The organism is Halalkalicoccus tibetensis, from assembly GCF_037996645.1.
GTDB classification, from domain to species: domain Archaea; phylum Halobacteriota; class Halobacteria; order Halobacteriales; family Halalkalicoccaceae; genus Halalkalicoccus; species Halalkalicoccus tibetensis.
On the sequence record NZ_JBBMXV010000003.1, the window covers coordinates 744531 to 769015 of the forward strand.

Consider the following 24485-nt stretch of genomic DNA (forward strand, 5'->3'; position numbering starts at 1 on the left):
GAGGAACACTCTGGCGGTTCGGTGTCGTCGCTCGGGGTCGCTGCGCTGCTCGCGTGGCGCGCGAAAGAAAGGATCGCGTCGGCGGTCAGCGGCTCAGAACTTCTCGAGGTAGCGCTCGGTCTCCCAGCTGCTGACGTGGGTCTTGTAGTCGGCGTAGTTCGCGCGTTTCGCCTGGAGGAACTTCTCGGTGACGTGCTCGCCGAGCGCCTCGGTGATCACTTCGTCGTTTTCGAGGGCGTCGGCCGCGCGATCGAGGTTCGGCGGCAGCGTCGTGATGCCGTACTCCTCGCGTTTCTCGTCGTCGAACTCGTAGATGTCCTCGCGGACCGGCTCGCCGGGATCGGCGTCGGTCTCGATGCCGTGCAGGCCCGCGCCGATAACCGCCGCTAGCGCCAGGTAGGGGTTGCACGACGGGTCGGGGTTGCGGATCTCGAAGCGCGCGCTGGTGCCCGCGGCGTCGGGCACGCGGACGAGCGCCGAGCGGTTCGTGTCCGACCAGGCGACGTAGACGGGCGCCTCGTAGCCCGGGACCAGCCGTTTGTAGGAGTTCACCGTCGGGTTGGTGACCGCGGCGAACGCCTCGGCGTGGTTCAGGATGCCGCCCATGAACTTGTAGGCGAGTTCGGAGAGGTTGAACTCGTCGGAGTCGTCGGCGAAGGCGTTGCCGTCCTCGTCGAACAGCGAGATGTGGCTGTGCATCCCCGAGCCGTTGATCTCCGCGATCGGCTTGGGCATGAAGGTGGCGTGCAGGTCGTTCTGTGCGGCGACCGCACGGACGACCGAGCGGAACGTCGCGATGTTGTCCGCGGCGCCCAGCGCGTCGTCGTACTTGAAGTTGATCTCGTGTTGACCCTCGGCGACCTCGTGGTGGCTGGCCTCGATCTCGAAGCCCATGTCCTCGAGGGTGAAGATGATCTCCTTGCGGACGTCGCTCGCGAGGTCCTTGGGCGCCAGATCGAAGTAGCCGCCCTTGTCGTGGGGGATCGTCGTCGCGTTGCCCTCCTCGTCGGTCTTGAAGAGGAAGAACTCGGGCTCGGGGCCGATCGAGACCGTATAGCCCATCTCCTCGACGCGCTCGAGGACGCTCTTCAGCACCTGCCGCGGGCCGCCCGCGAAGGGCGTGCCGTCGGTGTGAGCGACGTCACAGATCAGGCGTGCGCTCGCGTAGTCGCTGTTCGAACGCCAGGGCAGCACCGCGAACGTCTCCGGGTCGGGCTCCAGGCGCATGTCCGACTCCTGGATGCGGACGAACCCCTCGATCGACGACCCGTCGAACCAGATCCCCTCCTCGAAGGCCTTCTCGGCCTGACTGGCCGGGACTGCGACGTTCTTGACCGTACCGGTGATGTCGGTGAACTGCAGGCGGAGGAACTTGACGTCCTCTTCCTCGATCTGCTGCAGTACCGACTGCTCCTCGGATGTAATGTTTCCGTTTGCCATCGTTCTCGACACTCTCCCTGAACATGGTCGCGACTAAAATACTATCGTTCTTCGCAAGTATTCCGCTGCCCAAATAGAACTGGATATTCGTAAACTTCTAAAGGGTAGGGCGGGTGAGTAGACGTGATGACGTACGAAAACCTTGACTCGAAGTTAGTGAACGCGCTACTGGACGACGGACGGGCGAGCCTGCGAAGCCTCGCGGAGGAGCTCGACGTCTCCGTGACGACCATCTCGAACCACCTCTCGGACCTCGAGGAGGGGGGCGCGATCACCGGCTACACCCCGAAGGTCGACTACGGGATGCTCGGCTACGACGTGACCGCGATCCTCCAGCTCAAGGTCGAGGGTAACGCCCTGCCCGACGTAACCGAACGACTGGAGAACCACGAGCGGATGATCAGCGTCTACGAGGTCACCGGCGACCACGACATCATCGCCGTCGGCAAGTTCACCGACACCGACGAGATGAACGAGGGGATCAAGTCCCTGCTGGTCGACCCCGACATCCGCGAGTCCAACACCAGCGTCGTGCTCAACGCCGCCGTCGAGAACCGCCAGTTCCCCCTCGACCTCGAGGAGGAGTAGCGCACGACCCGGGAGCGACCCCGCCGACCGACTCCTGCCGGCCCCTACCTACATAGCCGTCCGGTTCGTTCGCCCGACCTATGAGAGGACTGGCCTTCCGGGCGGGGATCACCGCGCTGCTGCTCGCGACCGTGGGACTGCTCGCACTGTTCGCGCTGTTCCCGACGCTCCCGTTTTCGGCGTGTACTGAGATCCCGGCTGCGAGCGATGCATCCGGCTGGCCGGCGTTCTACGCGATCGAGGGAAGCGAACTCGTCTACACGCCGGACGGCACGAACGAGTGTTCGACCCACGCCGCCGTGCCCGGAACCCCGGTCGCGTTGCTGCTCGTCGGCGGGCTGCTGGTCGCCGGTTCGGTGCTTCGGGAGTAGGTCCCGACGGCCGGAACGGATATGACGAACGACGAGAGTTCCGGGATCTGCTCGGCTCTTCCGCTGGGGATCGATCGCGTTCGTCTTCGTCGCCGGAGCGGCCTACGTCGGTGTACTGCGGGCGCTAGACGTCTATTTCAGTGAGGACGGGACTAGCTGGTTCCTCGACGACGATACGCGGCGCTGATCGGCCGGAAACGGGAAGAAAGCGGTTCGTTCGTCGGGTGGATAGTGGTGGAGGCGTTAGGGCCTGCTCTACATCGGCGGGCGAAGCAGAGCTTCGCTGCCTCCGTGAGACGAATTCCCTTCGTCTCACATAGCGCCGCCCATGCCGCCCATACCGCCCATGCCACCCATGCCGCCGCCCATACCGCCGCCGCCCGGCGGCATGTCCATGTCGTCGCCGCCGTCGTCGGCGTCGACCTGGCCGCCCGAGAGGTCGCCCGCGGCGATCACGTCGTCGATCCGGAGGATCATGACCGCGGCCTCGGTGGCGCTCTCGATGGCCTGGGTCTTGACGCGTCGCGGCTCGACGACGCCCTCCTCTTCCATGTCGATGACGTCGCCGGTGTAGGCGTCCAGCCCGGCGCCCTGTGCGCCGCCGTCGTGCTGGCTGCGCAGCTCGACCAGCGAGTCGATCGAATCGAGGCCCGCGTTCTCCGCGAGCGTGCGCGGGTTGACCTCGAGCGCGTCGGCGAACGCCTCGACGGCGAGCTGCTCGCGGCCGCCGACCGAGTCGGCGAAGTCACGCAGCGCGAGCGCGAGCTCGATCTCGGGGGCGCCGCCGCCGGGCAGCACCTCGCCGTCCTCGAGAGTCACGCGCACGACGCCCATCGAGTCCTCGATGGCGCGCTCGACCTCGTCGACGACGTGCTCGGTGCCGCCGCGCAGGACGAGGGTGACGCTCTTTGCGTCCTCGACGTCCTCGACGAAGATGCGCTGGTCGCCGCCGATGTCCTTCTGGGCGACCGAGCCGGCGTAGCCCAGGTCGTCCTCGTCGAGGTCGTCGACGCTCGAGACGACGCTGCCGCCCGTCGAGCGGGCGAGCCGCGAGAGATCGGAGTCCTTCGCGCGTCGGACGGCGATGATGCCCTCCTGTGCGAGGAAGTGCTGGGCCATGTCGTCGATGCCGCTGCCGACGAAGACGACGTCGGCGCCAACCGACTTGATCTGCTGGACCATTTCCTCGAGCTGCTGTTCCTCCTGGTCGAGGAACTGCTGGAGCTGGTCGGGATCGGTGACGTTGACCTCGGCGTCGATCTCGGTCTCCTTGACCTCCAGTGCGCCGTCGAGCAGCGCGACGTTGGCGTCCTCGGCGAAGTAGGGCATGTTGTCGTGGACGCGCTCCTTGTCCACGATGACGCCCTCGATCAGCTCGGACTCGCTGGTCGCCCCGCCGACGACCTTCTCGACCTTGACGTTCTCGGTGTCGATCCCGTCCTCGTCGGCGACCGCGCGAACGGCGTCGACGACGAGCTCGGCGAGCACGTCGCGGGCGTTCTCCGCGCCCTTGCCCGTCATCGCGGTCGAGGCGATCTGGGTCAGGACCTCGGTGTCGTCGGCATCGACCTCGATCGCGATGTCGTCGAGGACCTCCTTGGCTCGCTCCGCGGCCTGTCGGTAGCCCTGGGCGAGCGTGGTCGCGTGGATGTCCTGATCGAGCAGCTCCTCGGCCTGCTTGAGGAGCTCGCCCGCGACGACGACCGCCGAGGTGGTCCCGTCGCCGACCTCGTCCTCCTGGGTCTGGGCGACCTCGACGATCATGTTCGCGGCGGGGTGCTCGATGTCCATCTCCTTCAGGATGGTCACGCCGTCGTTCGTGACGACGACGCCGCCCGAGGAGTCGACGAGCATCTTGTCCATCCCCTTCGGGCCGAGGGTGGTCCGTACGGCCTCGGCGACCGCCTTCCCGGCCGAGATGTTCATCGACTGTGCGTCCCGCCCGGACGTCCGCTGACTGTCGTCCGACATCACGATGAGGGGCTGGTTACCCATCTGCTGAGCCATAGTCAAGAGAAGGATTGTTTGCCATTCTATATAAATCTACTGGAAACGGCCTCGCGATACGCGCCAGTCACCCTCGGCCGGCGTTATGTTACCCCTTCTCACATTCGTTTATATACCGTTACGCCGACCCGCCGCCCGAGAAGCGGTGGTAGCTGAGCTCCTCGCGCTTTCGTTCGTTGTGCTTGCGCTCGAGGAAGGAGTAGGCCGCACCGTGGGGGGCGCCCTCGAGCAGCATCTCGGCGGCCTCGCGGACCATCGAGACCGCCTCGGGCTGGCCGATGACGCCCATGGTCGAGCCGTAGATGACGACGCTCGCGCCCGAGAGCTCCTCCATGATCTCGCGGGTCCGGCCGCCCTCGCCGATGAGGCGGCCCTTCTTCCGCTGGAGGTCCTTCTTGTTGCGGGCGGCGGCGTCGATGTCGATCAGGTCGAACAGCATCGCGTCGTCCTCGAGCAGCGCGAGGGCGTCCTCGGGCGGGAACCCGCGGCCGATCGCGCGGACGATCTCGGGGCCCTTCAGCCCCGTGACGGGGTCGCCGACGCTCTCGACGCGCACCGAGCCGTTCTCCGAGTCGACGTCGAGGCGGACCTCCGCGCGCTCCTCGATCTCGCGCAGCGTCTCACCGCCGGCACCGATCACCGCACCGATGCGGTCCTGCGGAATCTTCACGTGGTTCATGGCCGTGTTACTGGCTCCGATAGGTTAAGCGTTCGGCCATCATCCGATGGCTTCGACTGTTCCCGTCGGTTTGACGCCGGTGACGACAGTAACGACAGTCTCGTACATACGTTAACTGGACTGAAACGGCTCCGCTGAGCCGATGGAACTCCTGCGTGCTCGGCTCGAAGCCCTCCTCGTGACGGTCCTCTGGTCGAGTTCGTACGTCCTGATCGCGATCGGCCTCGAGACCATCCCCTCGCTTACCTTCGCCGGCCTGCGCTACGGGCTCGCGACGCTCGTGCTCGTCCCCCTCCTCCTCGTTCGGGGCCGTCACCACGAGATCCGTCGGCTCTCGGCGCGCGAATGGGGTCGGTTCGCGCTGCTGGGCGTCCTCCTCTATGCACTCACCCAGGGCGCGCAGTTCGCCGCGCTAGTGGTGCTGCGGGCGGCGACCGTGAGCCTCGTCCTGAGCGCGACCCCGCTGCTCGTGGCGCTCTCGGCCCGTGCTCTCGGCGAGTCGATCACCCCCCGACAGTGGGTCGCGATCGGCCTCGTGACCGCCGGGGCCGTGGCCTACTTCGGGCCCAGGACCCTCCCGAACGCGCAGGTCGTCGGGCTCGCGATCATGGCGATCGGCCTGCTCGCGAACGCGGGCGGCGCGCTCGTCGGCCGGGCCGTCAACGCCTCGCGGGCCCACCCGCCCCTGGTGGTCACCGTCTGTAGTATGGCGATCGGCGCAGCCCTCCTGCTCGCGACCGGCCTCGCGGTCCAGGGACTGCCCGCGCTCGCGCCGGTCGAGTGGGCGATCGTCGCCTGGCTCGCGGTCGTCAACACGGCGTTCGCCTTCACGCTCTGGAACCGCACCCTCAGGGAGCTCTCGGCGACCGAAGCGAGCCTCATCAACAACACGATGCTCGTTCAGGTCGCGCTGCTGGGCTGGCTCGCGCTCGACGAGTCGCTCGTGGGGATCGAAGTCGCAGGCCTTCTGATCGTGCTCGCGGGAACGCTCCTCTTTCAGCTCGCGGAACAGTACTGACGTTCTTCTACTATCGCGATCAATGAGAACCATGACCGATCCACCGATCGCCCAGCGGGTCCAGATCGTACCGCTCGGTTTCGAGTACGCCCGCTTGCGCGAGCCGATCATGGAGTGGAAGGCCGATCGGGTGGTGCTGATCGGGCACGTCGAGGACGAGGGGATCACCTATCTCGAGGCGCTCCGCGAGGAACTGGCCGAAAGCGATCGGATCGAGCTCGACTCGCGGACCTGCGATGTCTTCGACCTGTACGACGCGCTCGGGGCCATCGCGGGCGCGATCGCCGACCATCCCGACGACGAGGTCTACGTCAACCTCTCGGCCGGCAGCAAGATCACCGCCATCGCGGGGATGATCGCCTGCATGACCGCCGGTGCGACGCCGATCTACGCCCGGCCCGACTACGGGCCCGAAGGGCGGGCGATACCCGACGAACCGCTCCACGACGCCGTCGCCGAGACGTTCGCGTTACCGGCCTATCCGATCGACCGGCCGTCCGGGACCGAGGTCGCCTATCTGGCCTTCCTCGCGGACGCCGACGGGGAGGGAGAGGGTCGGTATCGGGGCGCGAGCAAGAAGGAGCTGATCGCGTTCGGTGAGGAGGAGGGGTTCGAGTTCATCGCGCGCTCGAACGCGAGCACCCGAAAGGGGCTCTATCGCGTGCTCGACACCCACGTGATCGACCCGCTCTCCGAACGGGGCTACATTCGGGTCGAGGCGGTCGGTCGGACGAAGTACGTCTCGCTGACTGAAGACGGGGAAAACGCGCTGCGGGCGTTCGCACACGCCCGGTGAGGCCCTGCCGGCACCGAAGGACCCACAACGGTCGGACGCCTCCAGTGAGACGCGATGACTTCCGACACGACCGACGGCGACCGGGTACGGGGCAACGAACTGCGCGCGACCGTCGAGGACGGCGGGGTCGCGCTGGGGGTGCTCGACGACCTCTACAGTCCGGAGATGGTCGAGATCTACGGCGGGCTGGGCTTCGACTTCGTCTGGCACGACCTCGAGCACGGCGGCCCGTCGCCGCGCGACGCCGACGCGCTGGCGGGGCTGCTCCGCGCGGCCGACCTCGCCGGTACCGAACTCCTCGTCCGGGTTCCCTCGCCCGACCCGGCGACGATCCGCAAGGCGCTCGACGCCGGGGTCAGGAACCTGTTCGTCTCGCACGTCGAGTCCGCAGAGGAGGTCCGGCGGGCGGTCGAGGCCGCCCGCTTCGAGTACGACGGCGCGCCCGGGAAGCGGGGCTTCGCGAACCCGCGGGCGAGTCGCTGGGGCCGTACCGAGGACTACGCCGCGAGCGAGGACCGCGAGACGATGATCGGCGTGACGGTCGAGGAGCCGGCGGCCGTCGAGCAAATAGAGGAGATCCTCGCGGTCCCCGAGCTGGGCTTCGTCTTCCTCGGGCCGCTCGATCTGGCGGTGGCGATGGGCCATCCGGGCGAACCCGATCACCCCGAGGTCCAGGAGGCCGTCGAGACGGTCGTGTCGGCCGCCCGTGAGGCCGACGTGGCGATCGGCGGGCTGGGCTTCGGCGAGGAGGACGTCGAGGAGAAGATCGACGCGGGCTATCAGATCCTCCATACGGGTTCGACGACCGGCGCCGCGGCGGGCGCGCTCGAGTCCTGGCCCGAGGAGTTCGGGGATTGCTGACTACGACTCGCCGGTAACGAAGGCGTAGAGGTCGTCGGCGTCGGTCTCGAGCCCCTGACGGGCGAAGAAGTTCGCGACGTTTTCACAATCGCGCCGGAGGAACGCCTCGGAGTTGGGGTGATGAACGGTGACGGCTTGGCCCATGTCGAGGAAGACCAGCTGGCCCTCGTCGAAGACGATGTTGTACTCCGAGAGGTCGCCGTGGATCAGCCCCGATTCGTTGAGCCGGCGCATGTACTCGCGGACGACGCTGAAGGCGGTCTCGGGGTTCTCGATCTCGACCTCGTTGAGCCGTTTCGCGCGCTCGCCGTCGGTCGCGATGTACTCCATTACTAGTACGTTCCTCTCGACGGCGATCGGCTTCGGCACCCGAACGCCCGCCTTCCGCGCGCGTTCGAGGTTCGCGTACTCCTTTCGGGTCCAGGCGAGCACGACCCGCTTCTTGTCGCCGCCGAGCTCCTCGAATCGCGGGTCGCCGATGAGGTACTCGCGCATGTCCTTGAAGTCGCTGGCGTTGATCCGGTAGACCTTCACCGCGACCTGCTCCTCGGCACCCATCGCCTCGTAGACGTTCGCCTCCTTTCCGGTGGAGATCGGCCCGCCGAACGCCTGGAGGTGGCCGTGATGGACCAGCTGGTAGAGCGCAAGCAGCGTCGCCTCGTCGAACACCGACGCCTCGACCTTGAACTGGTCGGCGTCCTTGATGCGCTTTCTGAACTGGTTGAACTCCCGGTCGCGCTTCCTGGCGACGCGGTCCTCCTCGGTGTCCGAGACGTCGATCTCCTCCCACTCGTCGCCGACCCCGTCGGCACCCTCCGGGTCGAGCAGCCCGAACTCGCCCTCGATGTCGCTCATACTCCCCCTACAGCTGCCAGGGGTAAAAGTCCGAGTTCGAACCGTGGGCGCTACACGGCGAGGTGCGAGGCGACCGCGTCGCGCTCGACGCTCGAGAGCTCCTCGACGACGCGGCCCTTCTCCATGACGTAACAGCGCTCCGCGAGCGCGTCGATCACCGAGAGGTTCTGCTCGACGAACAGCACGGTCGTTCCCAGCTCGTCGCTGATCCGCCTGATCGTCCCGCTCATCTCGGAGACGATCGAGGGCTGGACCCCCTCGCTGGGCTCGTCGAGCAACAGGAGGTCGGGATCGCCCACGAGCGCCCGGCCGACCGCGAGCATCTGCTGTTGGCCGCCGCTCATCGTCCCGGCCGTCTGGTCGCGGCGCTCCTCGAGGATCGGGAAGTAGTCGTAGACCGCGTCGTAGCGCGCCTCGCCGTCCTCGTTGATCGACTCGCCCATCCGGAGGTTCTCCGCGACGGTCAGGGAGGGAAAGACGTCCCGTCCCTGTGGGATGTAGCCCATGCCGCCGCGGGCACGGGCGTCGGCGGGCTCGGCGGTGACGTCCCGGCCGTCGAACCGGACCGTCCCCGAGTCGGGCTCCAGAAGGCCGATGACGCTCTTCATCAGCGTCGTCTTGCCCGCGCCGTTCTTCCCGATCACGCCCACGACCTCGCCTTCCCCGACCTCCAGGTCGACCCCGCGAAGGACCGGCGTCGACTCGTAGGAGGCGTGGAGGTCCTCGATCGCGAGCATCAGACCTCCTCCCCCAGGTAGACGTCCCGGACGGTCGGATCGTTCGCGACCGCCTCCATCTCGCCCTCGGTGAGGATCGACCCCTGATGGAGCACGGTCACCCGTTCGGCGATCGCACGGACGAACGCCATGTCGTGTTCGATGACGAGCAGCGCGACGCCCGCGGACTCGTTGAGCTCGATCAGCAGGTCGGCGATCCGCTCGGTCTCCTCGACCGAGAGGCCCGCGACGGGCTCGTCGAGCAGCAAGAGTGCGGGGTCGAGCGCGCTCGCCATCGCGATCTCGAGGCGCTGTTTCTCGCCATGGGAGAGCGCGTCCGCCCGGATCCCCGCCTCCTCCGTGAGATCGAACCGCTCGAGCGATGCGTCGATCGCCTCTTTGAGCGCCTCGCCCGACTGCCGGCGCTGGAGCGCGAGCCGGAGGTTTTCCCTCGTACTGAACTCGCCGTAGACGCTCGGCACCTGGAACTTCACGCTGAGGCCGCGATCGACCCGTTCGTGGGGCGAGAGCCCATCGATCCCCTCGCCGGCGAAGCGGATCGAGCCCGCCGTCGGGTCGAGCTGGCCGGTGATCAGCGAGACCAGCGTCGACTTGCCCGCGCCGTTCGGCCCGATCAGACAGCGGCGCTCGCCGGGCGAGACGGTCAGCGAGACGTCGTCGGTCGCGACCAGCCCGCCGAACTCCTTTCGGAGCGCGTCGGTCGATAGGAGAGGTTCGGGTTCGGCGGCCATCAGTCGGCCACCTCCTCGTGGCCGCGGGCGGCCGGATCGGTCCGGGCGTCGTCCAGCCAGTCGGCCACGGCTGGAGCGACGCCCTCGGGTAGCCAGAGGATCGTCACCAGGAGCAGGGCGCCGACGACGACCAGCGCGTACTCGCTGCCGGTGATCGAGAGCTGCTGGGAGAACCACTCGATGACGTAGGTCGCGCCGATCGCGCCCAACAGGGAGTCGCGGCCGCCGACGCTGACCCATACCACGGGGAGGGCGGCGAAGGTGATCCCGAAGACGGCGGGGTTCATGTAGTTGCCCCAGGAGGCGTAGAGAACGCCCGAGAGGCCCGCCAGCGCCCCGCCGAGCGTGAAGACGAGCAGCTTGATCCGTTTGGTGTCGTAGCCAAGGAGCTCGGTGCGCTCCTCGTCCTCGCGGACGGCGACCATCGCGCGGCCGAAGTCGCTGTTGACCAGCGCGCGCAGCCCGAGATACGTACAGAGCAGGGTGATCAGCACGGCGTAGTAGAAGGCGGTCTCGACGAGGACGACCCCTCCAAGGGCGAGGTCGGGGATGCCGGTCATCCCGTCGAAGCCTCCGAGGGCGGCCTCGCCGATCGCCCACTCGCTGCCGGCGGTCTGGCCCATGAACGTGTGGATCACGAGCGCGACGACCAGCGTCATGATGGTGACGTAGACGTCGCGAACCCCGCCGTAGAACATGAAGTAGCCGAGCACGAACGAGAACAGGGTGGCGACTCCGACGCCCGCGAGCAGGCCCAGCGCCGCGCCAGTAGTCGTAGAGAGGTTGATGCCGACGATCCCGAAGGCGTAGCCGCCGACGCCGAAGAAGGCGACCTGCCCGAAGCTGAGGATCCCGCAGTAGCCCCAGATCACACAGAGGCTGAGGCCGAGGATCCCGTACAGCAGGAAGAGCGAGGCGTTGGCGACCGCGTACGTCGAGGCCACCAGCGGGTAGAGTGCGAGCGCGAACACCGCGAGCCCGAACCCCGTCCAGAAGCGATCGGAGGTCCCGCGGGTGTTCGGCCCGTCGAGAACCCCGCGGAGGTCGGTCGGGTTCATTCGCCGCCCTCCGCGCGTTTCGCGCGCCACGATTCGAGCAGTCCGGTGATCCCGCCCGGCAGCAGCCGGATGGCGAGGATCGCCGCGAGCAGCATCGCGACCTGGCCGATGAACGTCCCCGCGAGGTTGGTGAAGGTGGCATTGACCAGTCCGAGAAGGCCGCCGGCGAGGGAGGTTCCCGCGAGTACCGAGGGGCCGCCGACGACCACGGTGACGAACGCCTCGACGAGGAACGTCGCGCCGAGCTCGGGCGTCATCGTGACCGTCGGGGCGTAGAGCGCCCCCGTCAGCCCGGCGAGCGCCGAACCCAGCCCGAAGGTCCCGAGATAGACCCGGTCGGTATCGACGCCCATCGAGCGCGCAGTGGGCTCGTCCTCCATCGTCGCGCGGGCCTGCGTGCCGAACTCGGTGTACATGAACAGCCAGTACAATCCACCGAGGACCGCGATCGCGACGCCCGCGAGGAGGACGCGGTAGGCCGAGTAGGAGAACGCGCCATAGGTAATGCTCCCCAGCGGCGTGCCGATCTGGGACAGCGAGTTGCCGAAGACGATCCGCGAGAGCTGGATGACGACGAGGCTCAGGCCCCAGGTCGCGACCATCGAGTCCAGCGGGCGGTGATAGAGCCGTCTCACTACCGTGCGTTCGAGAACGAGCCCGAAGACGGTCGTCGCGAGGACGCCGACGCCCATCGCGACCGGGAGGGGCAGGCCCGCGCCGTCCCGTAGGCGCCCACGAGGATGAACTCGCCGTGTGCGAGGTTGATGATGCCCATCATGCCGAAGATGACCGCCAGGCCGACGGTCGCGAGCACGATGAAGGCGAAGCTATCCAGGAACTGGAACAGCAGGCTGAGTGCGTCGTATATCATAGGTCGTACTCCTCCTCGGGGAGGTACTGGGTCGTTTCGGGCTCGTCGGGCAGCGAACAGCCGACCTCTTCGAGGAAGCCCGCGCCGATGTACTGCTCCTCGCCGAAGGTGAGCTCGTGGTTCGCGTCCGCGTGGCCGATCCGCATGTGGTGGTTCATGTGGTGGGTGTCGCCGTCGAGCTCGATCGTGCCCTCCGGGGCGTCGATCGTGACGCCCTTCTCTAACTCCTCGATCACCGCCTCCTGGTCCGTCGTGCCGGCGCGTTCCGCGGCCTCGGCGTACATGTGGATCGAGAAGTAGTTGTTCTGGGCCTCCTGGTTGAGATAGGGCGCGTCGGGCCAGCGGTCGTAGAAGCGGGAGACGAACTCGTCGCTCTCGGGGGTACCGATCTCCTCCATGTAGTTGACCCCGACGTACATGTCCGAAAGGGCGGGCGGGCCGAGCCGGCGGTGCTCGTATCCCTGGGCCATCGTCGTCGAGCTCCCGATCGGTACGTCGAGACCCGCCGAGGCGCGCTGGTCGTAGAAGGAGGTGTGGTTCTGGCCGACCAGCATCGACATCACGAAGTCGGGGTCGGCCTGCTGGATCCGGTTGATCGTCGCGCCGAACTGTGAGACGTCGAGGGGAATGAACTCCTCGCCGATCACCTCGGCGCCGTTCTCCTCGGCGAGGATGCGCACCCAGTCGCCGGAGATCTGCCCGAAGTTGTAGTCGGCGGCGATCGTGTAGATCCGGGGGCCGTACTCCTCGATCAGATAGGGAACCACCGCGCCGAGCTGCTGGCGGGCGGTCGCGCCGACGGGGAAGATCGTCGAGTCACAGACCCCGCCCTCGTACTGGGTGGTGTAGAAGTAGAGCTGGTCGTGCTGGTTGATCAGCGGGCGGATCGTCTCGCGGGCGGCACTGGAGTAGCCCGCCCAGAGCGCGTCGACGTTCTCCCGTTGGATCAGCCGGCGGGTCAGCTCCTGGTAGCGCTGGTTGTCGGACTGGGGGTCGGGGTCGAACAGCTCGATTTCCTTTCCCAGAATCCCGCCCGACTCGTTTATCTCCTCGACGGCGAGCACGCTGGTCTGCCACTTCGAGGTGCCGTTGAGCGCGAAGTCGCCCGATCGGTCCTCGAGCACGCCGATCCTGACGACGTCGTCGCCCCCGTCGGCGCTGCCCGTACAGCCGGCCGTCGCGGCCAGCCCCGCGGCCCCCGCCGCGAGGAACCCTCGGCGGGTGGATGAACGACCGCTTCTGGACGGGAACTCAGTCCCCATATCCCCTAATACACTCTATCGGTGATTGTTCGTCCATTCGTCGTTGACGTGGATCGGTTCCGATACGGGCGTAAAAACCTTTCCCGTGGAGCCTTCCGCATTCATTAATCCTCACTACAGCGTATAATGATCCCCGTCTGTTCGGAAACCAACCAGACGTCCGTCGGGAAACGGGAGAGTGGCGAGGTTGAAACCGAACGACCGTAACGAGGCTCCGAGCAGTGCTGATGGGACTGGACGTTCGTCCACGAGGACTGCCCGTGCCGTCGGGCGTATGATCGAGCGGTCACATGTCGTCCGAATACGAGCCCATAAGACGACCGCAGCGGCGCGAACTGGACAAATATTTCATCGACGGCAACCCCTATACGAGGGCTCCCGAAAGGGAGCGGCATGAACGACCGACGGCGGAGGCGGGGGCGATGAAGCCCGGGGAGCTGTTCCCGGCCGAGGGGCCGGTACGGATCAACGAGGGCCGCGAGACGGCGACGGTCGCCGTCGAGAACACGGGCGACCGTCCGGTGCAGGTCGGCTCGCACTTCCACTTCTTCGAGGTCAACCCCGCACTGGAGTTCGACCGCGAGGCGAGTTACGGAACCCGTCTCGACGTGCCCGCGGGCACCGCGATCCGGTTCGAGCCGGGCGACCGCCAGGAGGTCCCGCTGGTGGCGATCGGTGGGGATCGAGTGATCCACGGGATGCACGGGCTCGTCGACGGCGATCTCGACGACGAACGCGAGGACGCGCTCGAACGCGCCCGCGAGGGCGGCTTCGGGGGGATCGACTGATGCGGGAGATCGACCGCGATCGCTACACCCGGCTGTACGGCCCCACGGAGGGCGATCGGCTCCGGCTCGCCGACACCGACCTGATCGCGGAGGTCGAGCGCGATCACACCGAAAAGGGCGACGAGAGCGTCTTCGGCGGCGGGAAGACCCTGAGAGACGGCATGGGGATGTCCTCCGGGGTCACCAGCGAGGAGGGCGCGCTCGACTGGGTGCTGACCAACGTGACGGTGATCGATCCCGTGCTCGGGATCGAGAAGGGCGATCTCGGCATCAAGGACGGTCGGATCGCCGGCCTCGGCTCGGCGGGCAACCCCGAGACGATGGACGGGGTGAGCGAGGAGCTGATCGTCGGCCCGGGCACCGACTCGATCCCCGGCGAGGGCCTCATCGCGACCCCGGGCGCGCTCGACATCCACGTCCATTTCAACACGCCCCAGCTCGCGGATCACGCCATCGCCAGCGGGGTCACCACGATGATGGGCGGCGGGTTCGGTGGGGGTGCGACGACCGCGACCCCGGGCCCCCGAAACGTCGAGATGCTGTTGCGGGCGGCCGACGAGTGGCCCGTCAACGTCGGCGTCTACGGCAAGGGCAGCGCAAGCCGGCCCGCTCCCTTGAGAGAACAGATCGAGGCCGGCGCCTGCGGGCTGAAGGTCCACGAGGACTGGGGGGCGACCCCCGCCGCGATCGACACCTGTCTCGAGGTCGCCGGCGAGACCGATATCCAGGTCTGCCTCCATACCGACACCCTCAACGAGTCGGGCTTCGTCGAGGAGACCTTCGACGCGATCGACGGGCGGACGATTCACACCTTCCACATCGAGGGCGCGGGCGGGGGCCACGCCCCGGACGTCCTCGAACTGGTCAGCCACCCCCACATGCTGCCCTCCTCGACGAACCCCTCGATGCCTTTCACCGAGAACACGTTCGACGAGCACCTCGACATGGTGATGGTCTGTCACCACCTCAACCCCGACGTCCCGGAGGACGTCGCGTTCGCCGAGTCGCGCATCCGCGCGGAGACGCTCGGCGCCGAGGACGTGCTCCACGACCGGGGCGCGATCAGCATGATGGCGACCGACTCGATGGCGATGGGACGCCAGGCCGAACTGATAAACCGCACCTGGCAGACCGCCCACAAGATGAAACGCCAGCGCGGGCCGTTGCCGGGCGACGAGGGGACGGACAACGACAACTCTCGGATCCTGCGATACATCGCGAAGTACACCATCAACCCCGCGATCACGGCGGGGATCAGTTCTCATGTCGGGTCGCTCGAACCCGGCAAGCTCGCGGACGTCGTCCTCTGGAAGCCCGACTTCTTCGGGGCCAAACCCGAGTGGGTCCTGAAGGGGGGCTACCCCGCATCGGCGAACATGGGCGAGGCCAACGGCTCGCTGATGACCTGCGAGCCAAAGCGCCAGCGTCCCTGGTTCGGTGCCGAAGGAACGGCCCGCCACGCCACCAGCATGACGTTCGTCAGCAACGCGGCCGCGGAGGCCGGCGTCGGCGACGAGTACGACCTCCAGTCGGCGGTCGTTCCGGTGGAGGACACCCGCCCGCTGTCGAAGGAGGACATGGTCCGCAACACGTACTGCCCCGAGGACCTCGAGGTCGATTCGGAGACGTTCGAGGTGTTCATCGACGGCGAGCCGGTGACCTCCGAGCCCGCGGAGGAACTGCCCCTGACCCAGCGCTACCTGCTCTGAAACCTCCCACTACCCACCCACTGCAACATGAACCTAACACCCAAGGAGGAAGAACGCGTTCAGCTCTTCAACGTCGCACAGATGGCCCGCCGGCGCAAGGAGCGCGGCGTGTCGCTCAACCACCCCGAATCCGTCGCCTACATCGCCGACTGGGTCTGCGAGGGCGCCCGCGAGGGGAAAAGCGTCGCCGAACTGCGCTCGGAGGCGACCCAACTGCTCACCCGCGAGGACGTCATGGAGGGCGTCCCCGAGATGATCGACATGGTGCAGGTCGAGCCCGTCTTCCCCGACGGGACGAAGCTCGTGACTGTCCACGATCCCATCCGATTGGACGACGCCGAGGAGGGATCGCGAGAATGAGTAGCCAACCCACCCACCGGGACGTACCCACCGTGGGGATCGGCGGGCCCGTCGGCTCCGGAAAGACCGCCCTCATAAAACGGCTCGTCCCGAAGCTCAAGGACTCCGGGTTGAAGATCGGCGTGATCGCCAACGACATCCTCACCCAGGAGGACGCGGAGCAGTTCAAGCGAGCCTTCGCCGGCGAGATCCCCGAGGACCTCGTCGTCGGCGTCGAGACCGGCGCCTGCCCCCATACGGGAATCCGCGAGGACCCCTCGATGAACCTCGCGGCGATCGACTCGTTTCTCAAGGAGTACCCCGATCTCGACCTCGTCATCCTCGAGAGCGGCGGGGACAACCTCGCGGCGACGTTCAACCCCGAGCTCGCCGACTACTACGCGTTCGTCATCTCGACCGCCGAGGGCGACGACATCCCCCGGAAACGCGGGCCGGGGGTCGTCGAGGCCGACCTGCTCGTGATCAACAAGACCGACCTCGCCGAGCACGTCGGGGCGGATCTGGACGTGATGCGGGCGGACGCGGCCGACGTGCGCGAGGGGCCGTCGATCTTCACGAACTGCAAGACGGGCGACGGGATCGACGACGTGGTCGAGGACATCTCCGACCGGGTGCTGTTCTGATGGCCGCGGAGTCGCTGCCCGCCGCTTTCGAGGGCTACGCCGCGGAGGAGACCTCGACCCCTGCGGCATCGCCCGGCAAGGACGGCCGGCTCGAACTCACGTTCGCGCCCGATTCCTCGGGGGTGACCCGTTCGATCCGTGAGTACGTCGAGGTCCCCTTCCACCTGACCCGCGGGCTGTACCACGACCCCGAGCCGGGGTTGGTGACGCGCTGTGTCCAGACGCCGACCGGCGGGGTCGCACAGGGGGACCGCCATCGGACCGAGATCGTCGCGAAACCGGGCGCGAAGGCCCACGTCACCGGCCAGAGCGCGACGAAGGTCCAGTCGATGGACCGCAACTACGCCGGCATCTCGGTCGACCTCGAGGTCGGGGAGGGTGCGTACCTCGAGCACCTCCCCGAGCCGCTGATCCTCCACGAGGGGACTCGCTGTCTGCAGACCGCCGACGTGACGCTGCACGAGGGCGGCACGCTCCTGTTCACCGACGTCGTCGTTCCCGGACGCCTGGCCCGCGGCGAGCGCTTCGCCTACGACCGCTATCGCTCCCGGTTTCACGCCGAGGCGCCCAACGGGACGCCCCTCCTTCGGGACGACATCGACCTCGCGCCCGACGACCGATCGCCCGAATCGCCTGGCGTGCTCGGCGAGTACGCGGTCGTCGGCTCGCTGTATGCGCTGGGAATCGACGGGCCCGAGTCGCTCACCGACGCGATCCACGACCGCCTCGCTGGCGAGGCCCACGTCGGCGTGACGCTCGCCCCCGACGACCGGGGCGTGATCGTCCGCGCGCTCGCGGATCGACGCGCGCCCGTGACCGACGCGCTCCGGGGGGCGTGGGCGGCCGTCCGCGAGGCGAACCTGGGATCGGAGATCCCGGAGGCCCGCCCGTGATCGTGAGCCGCGAGGTGCTCGGCACCATCGAGGAACTGGCCGAGGAGCGTGCGGTTCACGAGGAGCAGGGGACTCTCGAAACGGTCTCGGTGAGCGAGCGCGAGCGCAACCGCTCGCGGTTCAAGACGGAGCTCGGGGACGGCACCGAGCTCGGGGTGGTGCTCGGGGACCGCGAGCTCTCGCCGGGCGACGTCCTCGTCGAGGACGACGAGCGGATGGTCGTCGTCGAGTTCGAACGCCGGGAGGTGCTCGTGGTCTCGGTCCCCGAGATGAGTTGGAGAGAAGCGCTCGAGCTGGGCCACCACATGGGCAACCAGCACTGGGAGCTCGCGATCCGCGGCGACGAGCTGCTGGTCCCGATCGCCGGGGAGCGCCGGCTGATGGAGCGGACCCTCCGTGAGGAGCTGCCGGACGGTGCGGAGATCGGCGTCGAGTCGGTCGACCCGGAGCTGTTCGACGACGCTGACCGTGACCACGACCACTCCCACGGGGGCGACGACCACGGACGCTCGCACGATCACGATCACGGACGTAACCACGGCTCGGCACACGCCCACGGGGAGCACTGATGGCCGGGAACGACGGCGGGCTGCTCGCGGCGCTCCGGCTGGCCGATTCCTTCCTCCCCGTGGGCTCCTACACCCTCTCGTACGGTCTCGAGTCGTTCGTCGAGGAGGACCGGGTCGAGGACGGCGACGACCTTCGAGAACTCCTCGCGGACTACCTCCGCGGGCAGGTCGGCCCCTGTGACATGGTCGCGCTGTCGGCGGCCCACCGGGCGGCCCGCGAGGAGGACCTCGAGCGCCTCGCGCGGGTCGACGACCGGCTCCACGCGACGCTGCTCCCCAGCGAGTCCCGCGAGAGCTCGCTGACCTCGGGCCGGCGGTTGCTCGACGTCGTCGGGGGCGAGGACGGGTTCGTCGATCGCTATGCCGACGACGTCGACGGTTCGGTCCGCGGCCACCACCCGGTCGCGATGGGCGTCGTGACCGCTGCGAAGGGGATCTCGGAGCGAGAGGCGCGGCTCGTCTTCGGCTACGCCTTCGTCACCGGGCTGTTGGGTGCGGCCCAGCGGCTCCTTCGACTCGGCCACACCGAGATCCAGGTCATCCTCCACGACCTCTTTCCCGTGATCGAGGAGGTCGAGCGGGAGGCCGCGGGGAGGGAGCTGGCGGAGCTCCGCTCGACCGTACCGCTGATCGACGTCGAGGGGATGCGCCACGAACGGGCCGAGCGGCGGCTGTTCGTCAGCTAGGGATGTGACCTTCCTCGCGCAGCTGCTCGGCCTCGCTCTGCTCGTAGCGATGGGTCACGTCGGCCTTCTCGTCCTGCCAGTCCCAGGGCTCGACCAACACGACGTCGTCCTCGCGGATCCAGACGCGCTTTCGCATCCGGCCCGGGATCCGCGCGGTCCGCTCCTGCCCGTCGGCACACCGGACTTCGATCCGGTTGGCGCCGAGCATCTCGGTCACGGCGGCGAACACCTCACCGTCCTCGGGCATGCGGAGGTCCGTCCGTCCCCCGCTCTCGTCGTCGCTCATCGCCACGATTTCGACCGGATCGTTTTTAAATCCGACGCCGACGCGCGCCGGGGTCAGGGGATTTATGCCGGGTGCGGACCCAGCCACGCCATGTTCGACAGACTCGACGCCGTCGGTGTCTTCGGCCTCCTGCTCGTGCTCGCCGGGCTCGCGCTCGTCGCCCTCGAGAACCTCCTGATCGCCGGCGGGCTCGTGCTCGTCCTTCTCGGGCTGGGGCTCGCCGTGAAGTCGCTGGTCTCGGGGATGCTCTCGGCGTTCGGGATGGGCGGGATGTTCTAGCTCCCCTCGGCGCGGTGCTCGCTGATCACCTGATCGACCATCGAGGCGTTCCGATCGCGCCGTCGCTCCTCGGCCCGCTCGCCCCAGCCCTCGATCACCGCCTCGACCTCGCTCTCGCGGGCCACGGCGAGCTCGTCGACCTCCCGGATCGTCACCTCGTCGGCGGCACCCACAGGGATTTCCTCCTCGAAGAGCACCTCGTCGGCGGCCTCCGAGAGCCCGCCGTGTTTGAGCACGACCCGCGGCGAGGTCTCGGCGAGGCGTTCGGCCGTGCGGGGTCCGGCGCCGCTTGCGTCCCGCAGCAGGATCACGTCGCCCGCCGCAAGCCCATACGAGTCCTCGGCGGCCTCGATCGCGCCCACCGTGAACTTCTCGATGGGTTTGACGGGGACGAGGTCGCGCTCCTCGCCCTCGACGTCCGCGAAGTTCGAGTGGTCGAGCTTCCAGAGGGCCTTGAGCCGGTCGAGCTTGCCCGAGAGCGCGTCGCGCTCCTCGCGGGCCTCGTCGCGCTCGCGTTCGAGCCGGTCGGTCTCGCGCTTCAGGCGGGTGACCTCGCGGTCCTTTCGGACCTCCGTTCGCTCCTCGCTGCGGCGCTTCGTGAGCTCGCCCTCGAGCTCGTCGATCCGCTCGTCGCGCTCCTCGACGGTTCCCTTGAGCTCGTCGGCGTGTTCCTTGAGCCGCTCGACCCGGCTCTCGAGCTCCGCGATCCGCTTCTGCTCGGGGCTGCGTTCGGGTTCGGAGTGCTCGGTCGAGTCCCCACCGTCCCCGCCGTCGTCGTCGGCGTAGCTCTCGAGGACGGCCTCGACGCTCTCGCCGCCGACGACCTCGGCGATCACCTCGCCGCTGTCGATCGGTGCGGGCACCTTTCGGGCGACCCGCTCGAACTGCTCGGCGTGGTCGTCGTGGGCGAACAGCGCCGCGGCGATCGCGTCGCGCTCGTGGTCGTTGTCGTAGCCCACCTCGCGGGTGCGGTGCTGTTTCTCGTCGACCGGCAGGTCGGTTCCGGGCACCCAGCTGGCCGCGTCGAAGCTCCGGCGGATCTTCTCGACGGTGTTGGGCATCGGCCGGACGTCCGCCGCGACGAGGAACGGTCGGCCGCGCTCGACGATCCACTCGATGACGTCGGCGGTGTCGGCGGTTCTCGTGCTCAGGACGTCGAGCAGCTCGCCGTCGATGCCGACGATCGCCACCGCGGTGGTCGTCCCGGGGTCGATTCCCACCAGCACGTGGTCGCGCCGTTTCGCGAGCGGCTCGAACTCGATGCCGTCGGTGCGTTCCCGCTCCATTTCGACGCGGGTGTCGCCGGCCCGGCCCGTCGAGACGGGGATCTCGCCGGGATCGGCCTCGACGGTGAAGACGGCGTTCGAGTAGCCGCCGTACTTCTCGGTCGGGCTCACCTCGTAGTCGAGGCCCGCCCCGTCGAGATCCGACTCGATCTCGCGCGAGCGCTTCTTCACCGCGCCGTGGATCCGGCGGGTGTAGCGGTCGGCGCTCCAGCCGCCCTTCCCGGTCGAGCGCCCGCGCGAGACCTTGATCCGGGTGGTGTTGGTGAAGGCCCTGACCTCCTGGCCGACGTTGCCCGCCGCGAGCCGGGCGGCGGCTTCCGCCTCCTTCATCGGCTTCTTGCCGTAGGGAACGCCGTGGCGGGAGGCAACTCTGGAAAGGGGTTCGGGCCGTTCGGCGCCGGTGACCTGTACGAGCTTCGTCCCGCTCGGCAGCTCCCGGAGGAAGCCGACGAGGGCGTCCTTGTTCTCGGCCAGCTCGTAGACGTTGTCGGTCGCGACGATCGCCGGCTCCTCCCTCCCTATCAGCCGTCGGAGCTTCCGGTAGGAGACCACGTCGCGGTCGACGTTCTCGCCGTCGAACGCCACGACGGCATACGAGGGCGCGTCGCCCCGGACGTCGCCGCTCTGGATGTCGACGCCGAGGATCAACGAATCGAGGGCACTCGTTCGCGCGCTCACGCGGGTCGCTAGGGTGGCTGCCGGCATAAATCCACGGCGGGGGCCGGCTCACAATGACTGTCCGGTCCGTTCGTCGTCTCGCTGTCGGGCTCCCCGTTCGTTCCTCAACCGGGGAACGGGACCTCGATCTCCCGGCCGTCCTCCGCGACGAAGGCGTCCTCGAACTCCTCGTTCGCCTCGCGGGCGAGCCGGGAGGCGTCGCCGGCGTACCGCGAGGAGATATGCGTCAGCGCGAGGCGCTTCGCTCCCGCCCGATCGGCGATCTCGCCGGCCTCGCGGGCGGTCGCGTGGCCCGTCTCGCCGGCGCGCTCGGCCCAGTCGTCGCCGAAGGTCGCGTCGTGGATCAGCAGGTCCGCGTCCTCCGCGGCCTCGACGGTCTCCTCGGTCGGGCGGGTGTCACCAGTATAGACGACCCGCCGGCCGGGGCGGGGCTCGCCGACGACCTGCTCGGGTTCGATCACGGTGCCGTCCGCGAGCTCGACGGCCTCCCCCGCGTGCAGCCGGCCGAACTCCGGGCCGACGGGAACGCCGAGCTCCTCGGCGCGCTCGCGGTCGAACCGGCCTTTCCTGTCCGATTCGACCAGCGCGTAGCCGACCGACCGGGTGCGGTGGTCCGTCCGGAACGTCCGGATCCCGTACTCCTCGCCTTCGTGGACGGCCTCGCCGGGGCCGACTTCGCGGACCTCGACGGGGAAACCGAGCCGGGCGTCGAGCGCGCCGACGAGCTTCTCGACCGTTCGTCGGGTACCGCGGGGCGTGTGGATCGTGAGGGGCTCGGCCCGGTCGTTGAAGTCGAGCGTCTGGAGCAGGCCCGGCAACCCGAGGACGTGGTCGCCGTGAACGTGCGTGAGGAGGATCGCCGAGATCGAGAAGCCGGTGCCGAAGCGCATCATCTGGCGCTGGGTGCCCTCGCCGCAGTCGAACAGCAGCTCCTCGCCCTCACGGTTGACGTAGATCCCGCTGGGGTTGCGCCGCGCCGTGGGGACCGCGCCGCTGGTCCCGAGAAAGGTCACGCGTAAAGTCATACCACGGGGTTGTGGGCGGTGTGCCTAAACGGGTTCGCATCCCGGACGGGCGCCGATCACGCCCGCCAGTCGCGGTGTTCGCCGTCAAGCGCCTCGAACGAGAGGCCGAGGACCAGCCCGTAGACGAGATGCGCCAGGAGGCTGGCCGCGATGAAGGGGAAGAGCTCCGTCACGTCGAACGCCGGGACCAGTGCGACGAAGAACGCGATCCAGAGCAACAGCGCCAGGACGACCCCACGCATCCCCTCGCGCGTCGGGGCGAGGTTCTCGCCGACGATGAGGAAGACGGTCGGCCAGACGAGGACCCCGAACGCGACGAACACCACGAGCCCGACGGTCTCGGGGATCGTTACGACCCCGCCGAACAGCTGATAGACGAGGACGCGGTAGCCGGCGACGACCTCGGCGAGGTACACCGCCGCGAGCATCGCGGCCGTCGCGAGCGCGCCGCTTACGAGCGCCGTGATCCGGTCGTCCATGGGGGCGCTACGCGGACCGATCCCAAAAAGGGTGGCTCGTCGATGCCACCTATCGGTCGCCGTTGGACTCCGTCTTGAGCGAGCCCAGATCTTGTCCTCGCGGTGGTCGTGCCAACCATCCGCCGCCAGCCTTCGTCAGTGAGTTCGGTATAGAAGATCCGACTAGACGAGGGAGGTCAGTTTTCGGTTCGCGGTGAGGGTAATGGGCGGGTAACTACTCCTACTCATACAACCGGTGGAGGAGGTAAATGAACGCCGCCATCCCGAGCGCGAGCGCCAGAACCCCTGGGTAGAACGAGAACTTCTCCTGCGGAATGAAGTAGGAATTGACGACGAGGTGGGCATAGAAAAAGCTCACTAAGATGGTCATGATTCCGATACCCCCTTGCAGTGCGATGATGAGGGTAACTAGGGAGTCCTCAAATCGGCCCGCCGGGAACTTCAGCTTCGGATCTGCTTGGTTTGTGGACATGATTAACCAAGCTATCGGGACTATATTAAGTGTTGCTGATATTTCAGTCAATCATGAAGACCGAACCTACGGTAAACGGCGGGCATGGACCACATACAAGAGAAAACCAATTCAGAGGAACCCCCTGTAGGACTGATGACCCTTACTACCCGTTGAACTCCGCCTTGAGCGAGCCCAGCTCCGCGACCCGCTCGGCGTGGGCGTTGTGCTGGTGGATCGACTCGTCGTTCGACTGTTTCATCGTCACGACCGCGTCGTCGGGCAGGTCGGGGAACTCCCGGATGACGCCCTCGGCCATCGCGCGCACGCAGTCCTCGACGAACTTCGCGTCGGCGTGGCTCTCGTAGGTCATGTGGTCCTCGTCGGGCCGCTTCGCGAGGTTGTAGATCCGCGCGCTCATCGAGTCCCGGGCGACGTCGATCAGCTCGCGGAGGTCGACCTCCGGCGCGCCCTCGCTCTCGACGGTCAGCGTGGCGTGACCGCGCTGGGAGTGGCCCGGCTGGGGCACCCGGTCGAGGAACTCGGTAATGGTGTCGTCGTCGACCTCGAGCTCCTCGAGCGTGTTCCGAGCCCGGGCCGCGGACATCCCCTGCGAGCAGGGGCAGACGGTCATGCCGGTGACGCGGGTGCCGATCTCCTCGCGGGTGCCCTCCTCGGTCGCGGTGGCGCCGGCGATGATATCGACGGTGCCCTGGGTCTCGCGGTCGCTTTCCGGAGTTCGGTCCCGGGTCATGTACTCCGCCTCCATCGAGACCTCCGCCCGGCTGGTGTAGTCGTGCCGGGAGAGCAGCCGTTCGGCGGCGTCGCCACAGACGTCCTCGACCCGGTAGCTCGGCTCGCTGACGGCGTCCTCGAGGATCTCGTTGATGACCTCCATGTTCCGGCTCATGTCCGCGCCCTTGCGCCAGGAGGGGAGGTCGACGAACACCTCGAACTCGGCCATCAGGACGATCGGGCGGTCGTCGGGCCGTGCGATCTTGACGAGCTTCTCGACGCCGGTGACGCCGACCTGGCTCAGTCCGACCGTCACGTCGGGCTGTCCGGCTTGTACGTCCGGCAGTTGCTTGCTCATTGTATA

The 24485-nt window shown here is 67.8% G+C and carries 27 protein-coding genes and 1 pseudogene; 13 read left to right on the top strand and 15 right to left on the bottom strand.

Annotated features, from left to right (window positions below; all coding sequences use genetic code 11):
- Window positions 1–93 precede the first annotated feature (93 nt).
- Complete coding sequence (gene glnA / locus WOA58_RS12245; protein WP_340604498.1) at window positions 94–1440, bottom strand: type I glutamate--ammonia ligase; 1347 nt, start codon at window positions 1438–1440, stop codon at window positions 94–96.
- Window positions 1441–1566: 126 nt separating this feature from the next.
- Between glnA and lrp the strand changes: the two genes are divergently transcribed.
- Together lrp and WOA58_RS12255 are read left to right on the top strand one after the other, a co-directional pair.
- Window positions 1567–2028 (top strand): HTH-type transcriptional regulator Lrp, encoded by a 462-nt coding sequence (gene lrp, locus WOA58_RS12250; protein ID WP_340604499.1) that lies wholly within the window; start codon window positions 1567–1569, stop codon window positions 2026–2028.
- Between the two features lie 80 nt (window positions 2029–2108).
- Window positions 2109–2399, top strand: coding sequence for a hypothetical protein (locus tag WOA58_RS12255; protein ID WP_340604500.1), 291 nt, complete (start codon window positions 2109–2111; stop codon window positions 2397–2399).
- A gap of 312 nt (window positions 2400–2711) precedes the next feature.
- On the opposite strand, the gene thsA is transcribed toward WOA58_RS12255, so the two are convergent.
- Together thsA and WOA58_RS12265 are read right to left on the bottom strand one after the other, a co-directional pair.
- Window positions 2712–4394 (bottom strand): thermosome subunit alpha, encoded by a 1683-nt coding sequence (gene thsA / locus WOA58_RS12260; RefSeq protein ID WP_340604598.1) that lies wholly within the window; start codon window positions 4392–4394, stop codon window positions 2712–2714.
- A 130-nt stretch (window positions 4395–4524) separates the two neighbouring features.
- On the bottom strand, window positions 4525–5085 hold the full coding sequence (locus WOA58_RS12265) for a KH domain-containing protein (protein ID WP_340604501.1): 561 nt from the start codon (window positions 5083–5085) through the stop codon (window positions 4525–4527).
- A gap of 142 nt (window positions 5086–5227) precedes the next feature.
- On the opposite strand from WOA58_RS12265, the gene WOA58_RS12270 reads away from it, so the two are divergent.
- The 3 genes from WOA58_RS12270 to WOA58_RS12280 are packed head-to-tail and all read left to right on the top strand — an operon-like array spanning window position 5228 to window position 7760.
- Window positions 5228–6103 (top strand): DMT family transporter, encoded by an 876-nt coding sequence (locus WOA58_RS12270; protein ID WP_340604502.1) that lies wholly within the window; start codon window positions 5228–5230, stop codon window positions 6101–6103.
- Between the two features lie 31 nt (window positions 6104–6134).
- Window positions 6135–6899: an HFX_2341 family transcriptional regulator domain-containing protein gene (locus WOA58_RS12275; RefSeq protein WP_340604503.1), complete on the top strand. Its 765-nt coding sequence runs from the start codon at window positions 6135–6137 to the stop codon at window positions 6897–6899.
- A 54-nt stretch (window positions 6900–6953) separates the two neighbouring features.
- A complete protein-coding gene (locus WOA58_RS12280; protein WP_340604504.1) occupies window positions 6954–7760 on the top strand; it encodes an HpcH/HpaI aldolase family protein in 807 nt (268 codons plus the stop codon).
- On the opposite strand, the gene rio1 is transcribed toward WOA58_RS12280, so the two are convergent.
- From rio1 to WOA58_RS12310, 6 genes and pseudogenes are all read right to left on the bottom strand, one after another.
- Window positions 7761–8615 (bottom strand): serine/threonine-protein kinase Rio1, encoded by an 855-nt coding sequence (gene rio1, locus WOA58_RS12285; RefSeq protein ID WP_340604505.1) that lies wholly within the window; start codon window positions 8613–8615, stop codon window positions 7761–7763.
- A gap of 50 nt (window positions 8616–8665) precedes the next feature.
- Window positions 8666–9352: an ABC transporter ATP-binding protein gene (locus WOA58_RS12290; RefSeq protein WP_340604506.1), complete on the bottom strand. Its 687-nt coding sequence runs from the start codon at window positions 9350–9352 to the stop codon at window positions 8666–8668.
- Complete coding sequence (locus tag WOA58_RS12295; RefSeq protein WP_340604507.1) at window positions 9352–10083, bottom strand: ABC transporter ATP-binding protein; 732 nt, start codon at window positions 10081–10083, stop codon at window positions 9352–9354. Before WOA58_RS12295 ends, WOA58_RS12290 begins: the two co-directional genes overlap by 1 nt.
- The gene (locus tag WOA58_RS12300) at window positions 10083–11141 is read right to left on the bottom strand and encodes an ABC transporter permease subunit (protein ID WP_340604508.1); all 1059 of its coding nucleotides are present in this window, start codon (window positions 11139–11141) and stop codon (window positions 10083–10085) included. Before WOA58_RS12300 ends, WOA58_RS12295 begins: the two co-directional genes overlap by 1 nt.
- A pseudogene (gene urtB, locus WOA58_RS12305) lies at window positions 11138–12012 on the bottom strand (urea ABC transporter, permease protein UrtB). The gene WOA58_RS12300 and the pseudogene urtB overlap by 4 nt, the downstream one beginning before the upstream one ends.
- Window positions 12009–13274, bottom strand: coding sequence for an urea ABC transporter substrate-binding protein (locus WOA58_RS12310; RefSeq protein WP_340604509.1), 1266 nt, complete (start codon window positions 13272–13274; stop codon window positions 12009–12011). The pseudogene urtB and the gene WOA58_RS12310 overlap by 4 nt, the downstream one beginning before the upstream one ends.
- 422 nt (window positions 13275–13696) lie before the next feature.
- Between WOA58_RS12310 and WOA58_RS12315 the strand changes: the two genes are divergently transcribed.
- Genes WOA58_RS12315 through WOA58_RS12345 form a run of 7 tightly spaced genes read left to right on the top strand, consistent with a single transcriptional unit; the run spans window position 13697 to window position 18902 of the window.
- The gene (locus WOA58_RS12315; protein ID WP_340604510.1) at window positions 13697–14062 is read left to right on the top strand and encodes an urease subunit beta; all 366 of its coding nucleotides are present in this window, start codon (window positions 13697–13699) and stop codon (window positions 14060–14062) included.
- Window positions 14059–15771, top strand: coding sequence for an urease subunit alpha (ureC, locus tag WOA58_RS12320; RefSeq protein WP_340604599.1), 1713 nt, complete (start codon window positions 14059–14061; stop codon window positions 15769–15771). The genes WOA58_RS12315 and ureC overlap by 4 nt, the downstream gene beginning before the upstream one ends.
- Before the next feature lie 27 nt (window positions 15772–15798).
- Entirely contained in the window at window positions 15799–16131 is a 333-nt protein-coding gene (locus WOA58_RS12325; protein ID WP_340604511.1) for an urease subunit gamma, read from the top strand.
- Window positions 16128–16754: an urease accessory protein UreG gene (ureG, locus tag WOA58_RS12330; RefSeq protein ID WP_340604512.1), complete on the top strand. Its 627-nt coding sequence runs from the start codon at window positions 16128–16130 to the stop codon at window positions 16752–16754. Before WOA58_RS12325 ends, ureG begins: the two co-directional genes overlap by 4 nt.
- Window positions 16754–17647: an urease accessory protein UreD gene (locus WOA58_RS12335; protein WP_340604513.1), complete on the top strand. Its 894-nt coding sequence runs from the start codon at window positions 16754–16756 to the stop codon at window positions 17645–17647. The genes ureG and WOA58_RS12335 overlap by 1 nt, the downstream gene beginning before the upstream one ends.
- Window positions 17648–17649: 2 nt before the next feature.
- Complete coding sequence (locus tag WOA58_RS12340; RefSeq protein WP_340604514.1) at window positions 17650–18216, top strand: urease accessory protein UreE; 567 nt, start codon at window positions 17650–17652, stop codon at window positions 18214–18216.
- Complete coding sequence (locus WOA58_RS12345) at window positions 18216–18902, top strand: urease accessory protein UreF (RefSeq protein WP_340604515.1); 687 nt, start codon at window positions 18216–18218, stop codon at window positions 18900–18902. The genes WOA58_RS12340 and WOA58_RS12345 overlap by 1 nt, the downstream gene beginning before the upstream one ends.
- On the opposite strand, the gene eif1A is transcribed toward WOA58_RS12345, so the two are convergent.
- Window positions 18895–19188, bottom strand: coding sequence for a translation initiation factor eIF-1A (gene eif1A / locus WOA58_RS12350; RefSeq protein WP_340604517.1), 294 nt, complete (start codon window positions 19186–19188; stop codon window positions 18895–18897). The genes WOA58_RS12345 and eif1A overlap by 8 nt on opposite strands.
- 90 nt (window positions 19189–19278) lie before the next feature.
- Here eif1A and WOA58_RS12355 point away from each other — a divergent pair, with 90 nt between their 5' ends.
- A complete protein-coding gene (locus tag WOA58_RS12355) occupies window positions 19279–19467 on the top strand; it encodes a DUF7470 family protein (RefSeq protein WP_340604518.1) in 189 nt (62 codons plus the stop codon).
- Here WOA58_RS12355 and WOA58_RS12360 read toward each other — a convergent pair.
- The 5 genes from WOA58_RS12360 to mptA all read right to left on the bottom strand — a co-directional run bounded on the left by WOA58_RS12360 (window position 19464) and on the right by mptA (window position 24479).
- Window positions 19464–21431: a DUF460 domain-containing protein gene (locus tag WOA58_RS12360; RefSeq protein WP_340604519.1), complete on the bottom strand. Its 1968-nt coding sequence runs from the start codon at window positions 21429–21431 to the stop codon at window positions 19464–19466. The two genes, WOA58_RS12355 and WOA58_RS12360, sit on opposite strands and share 4 nt — an antisense overlap.
- 104 nt (window positions 21432–21535) lie before the next feature.
- Window positions 21536–22456: a ribonuclease Z gene (gene rnz, locus WOA58_RS12365; protein ID WP_340604520.1), complete on the bottom strand. Its 921-nt coding sequence runs from the start codon at window positions 22454–22456 to the stop codon at window positions 21536–21538.
- A 56-nt stretch (window positions 22457–22512) separates the two neighbouring features.
- Window positions 22513–22935, bottom strand: a complete 423-nt coding sequence (locus WOA58_RS12370) for a DUF6789 family protein (RefSeq protein ID WP_340604522.1) — start codon at window positions 22933–22935, stop codon at window positions 22513–22515.
- Between the two features lie 220 nt (window positions 22936–23155).
- On the bottom strand, window positions 23156–23407 hold the full coding sequence (locus tag WOA58_RS12375; protein WP_340604523.1) for a hypothetical protein: 252 nt from the start codon (window positions 23405–23407) through the stop codon (window positions 23156–23158).
- Between the two features lie 145 nt (window positions 23408–23552).
- Entirely contained in the window at window positions 23553–24479 is a 927-nt protein-coding gene (gene mptA / locus WOA58_RS12380; RefSeq protein ID WP_340604524.1) for a GTP cyclohydrolase MptA, read from the bottom strand.
- Window positions 24480–24485: the final 6 nt, after the last annotated feature.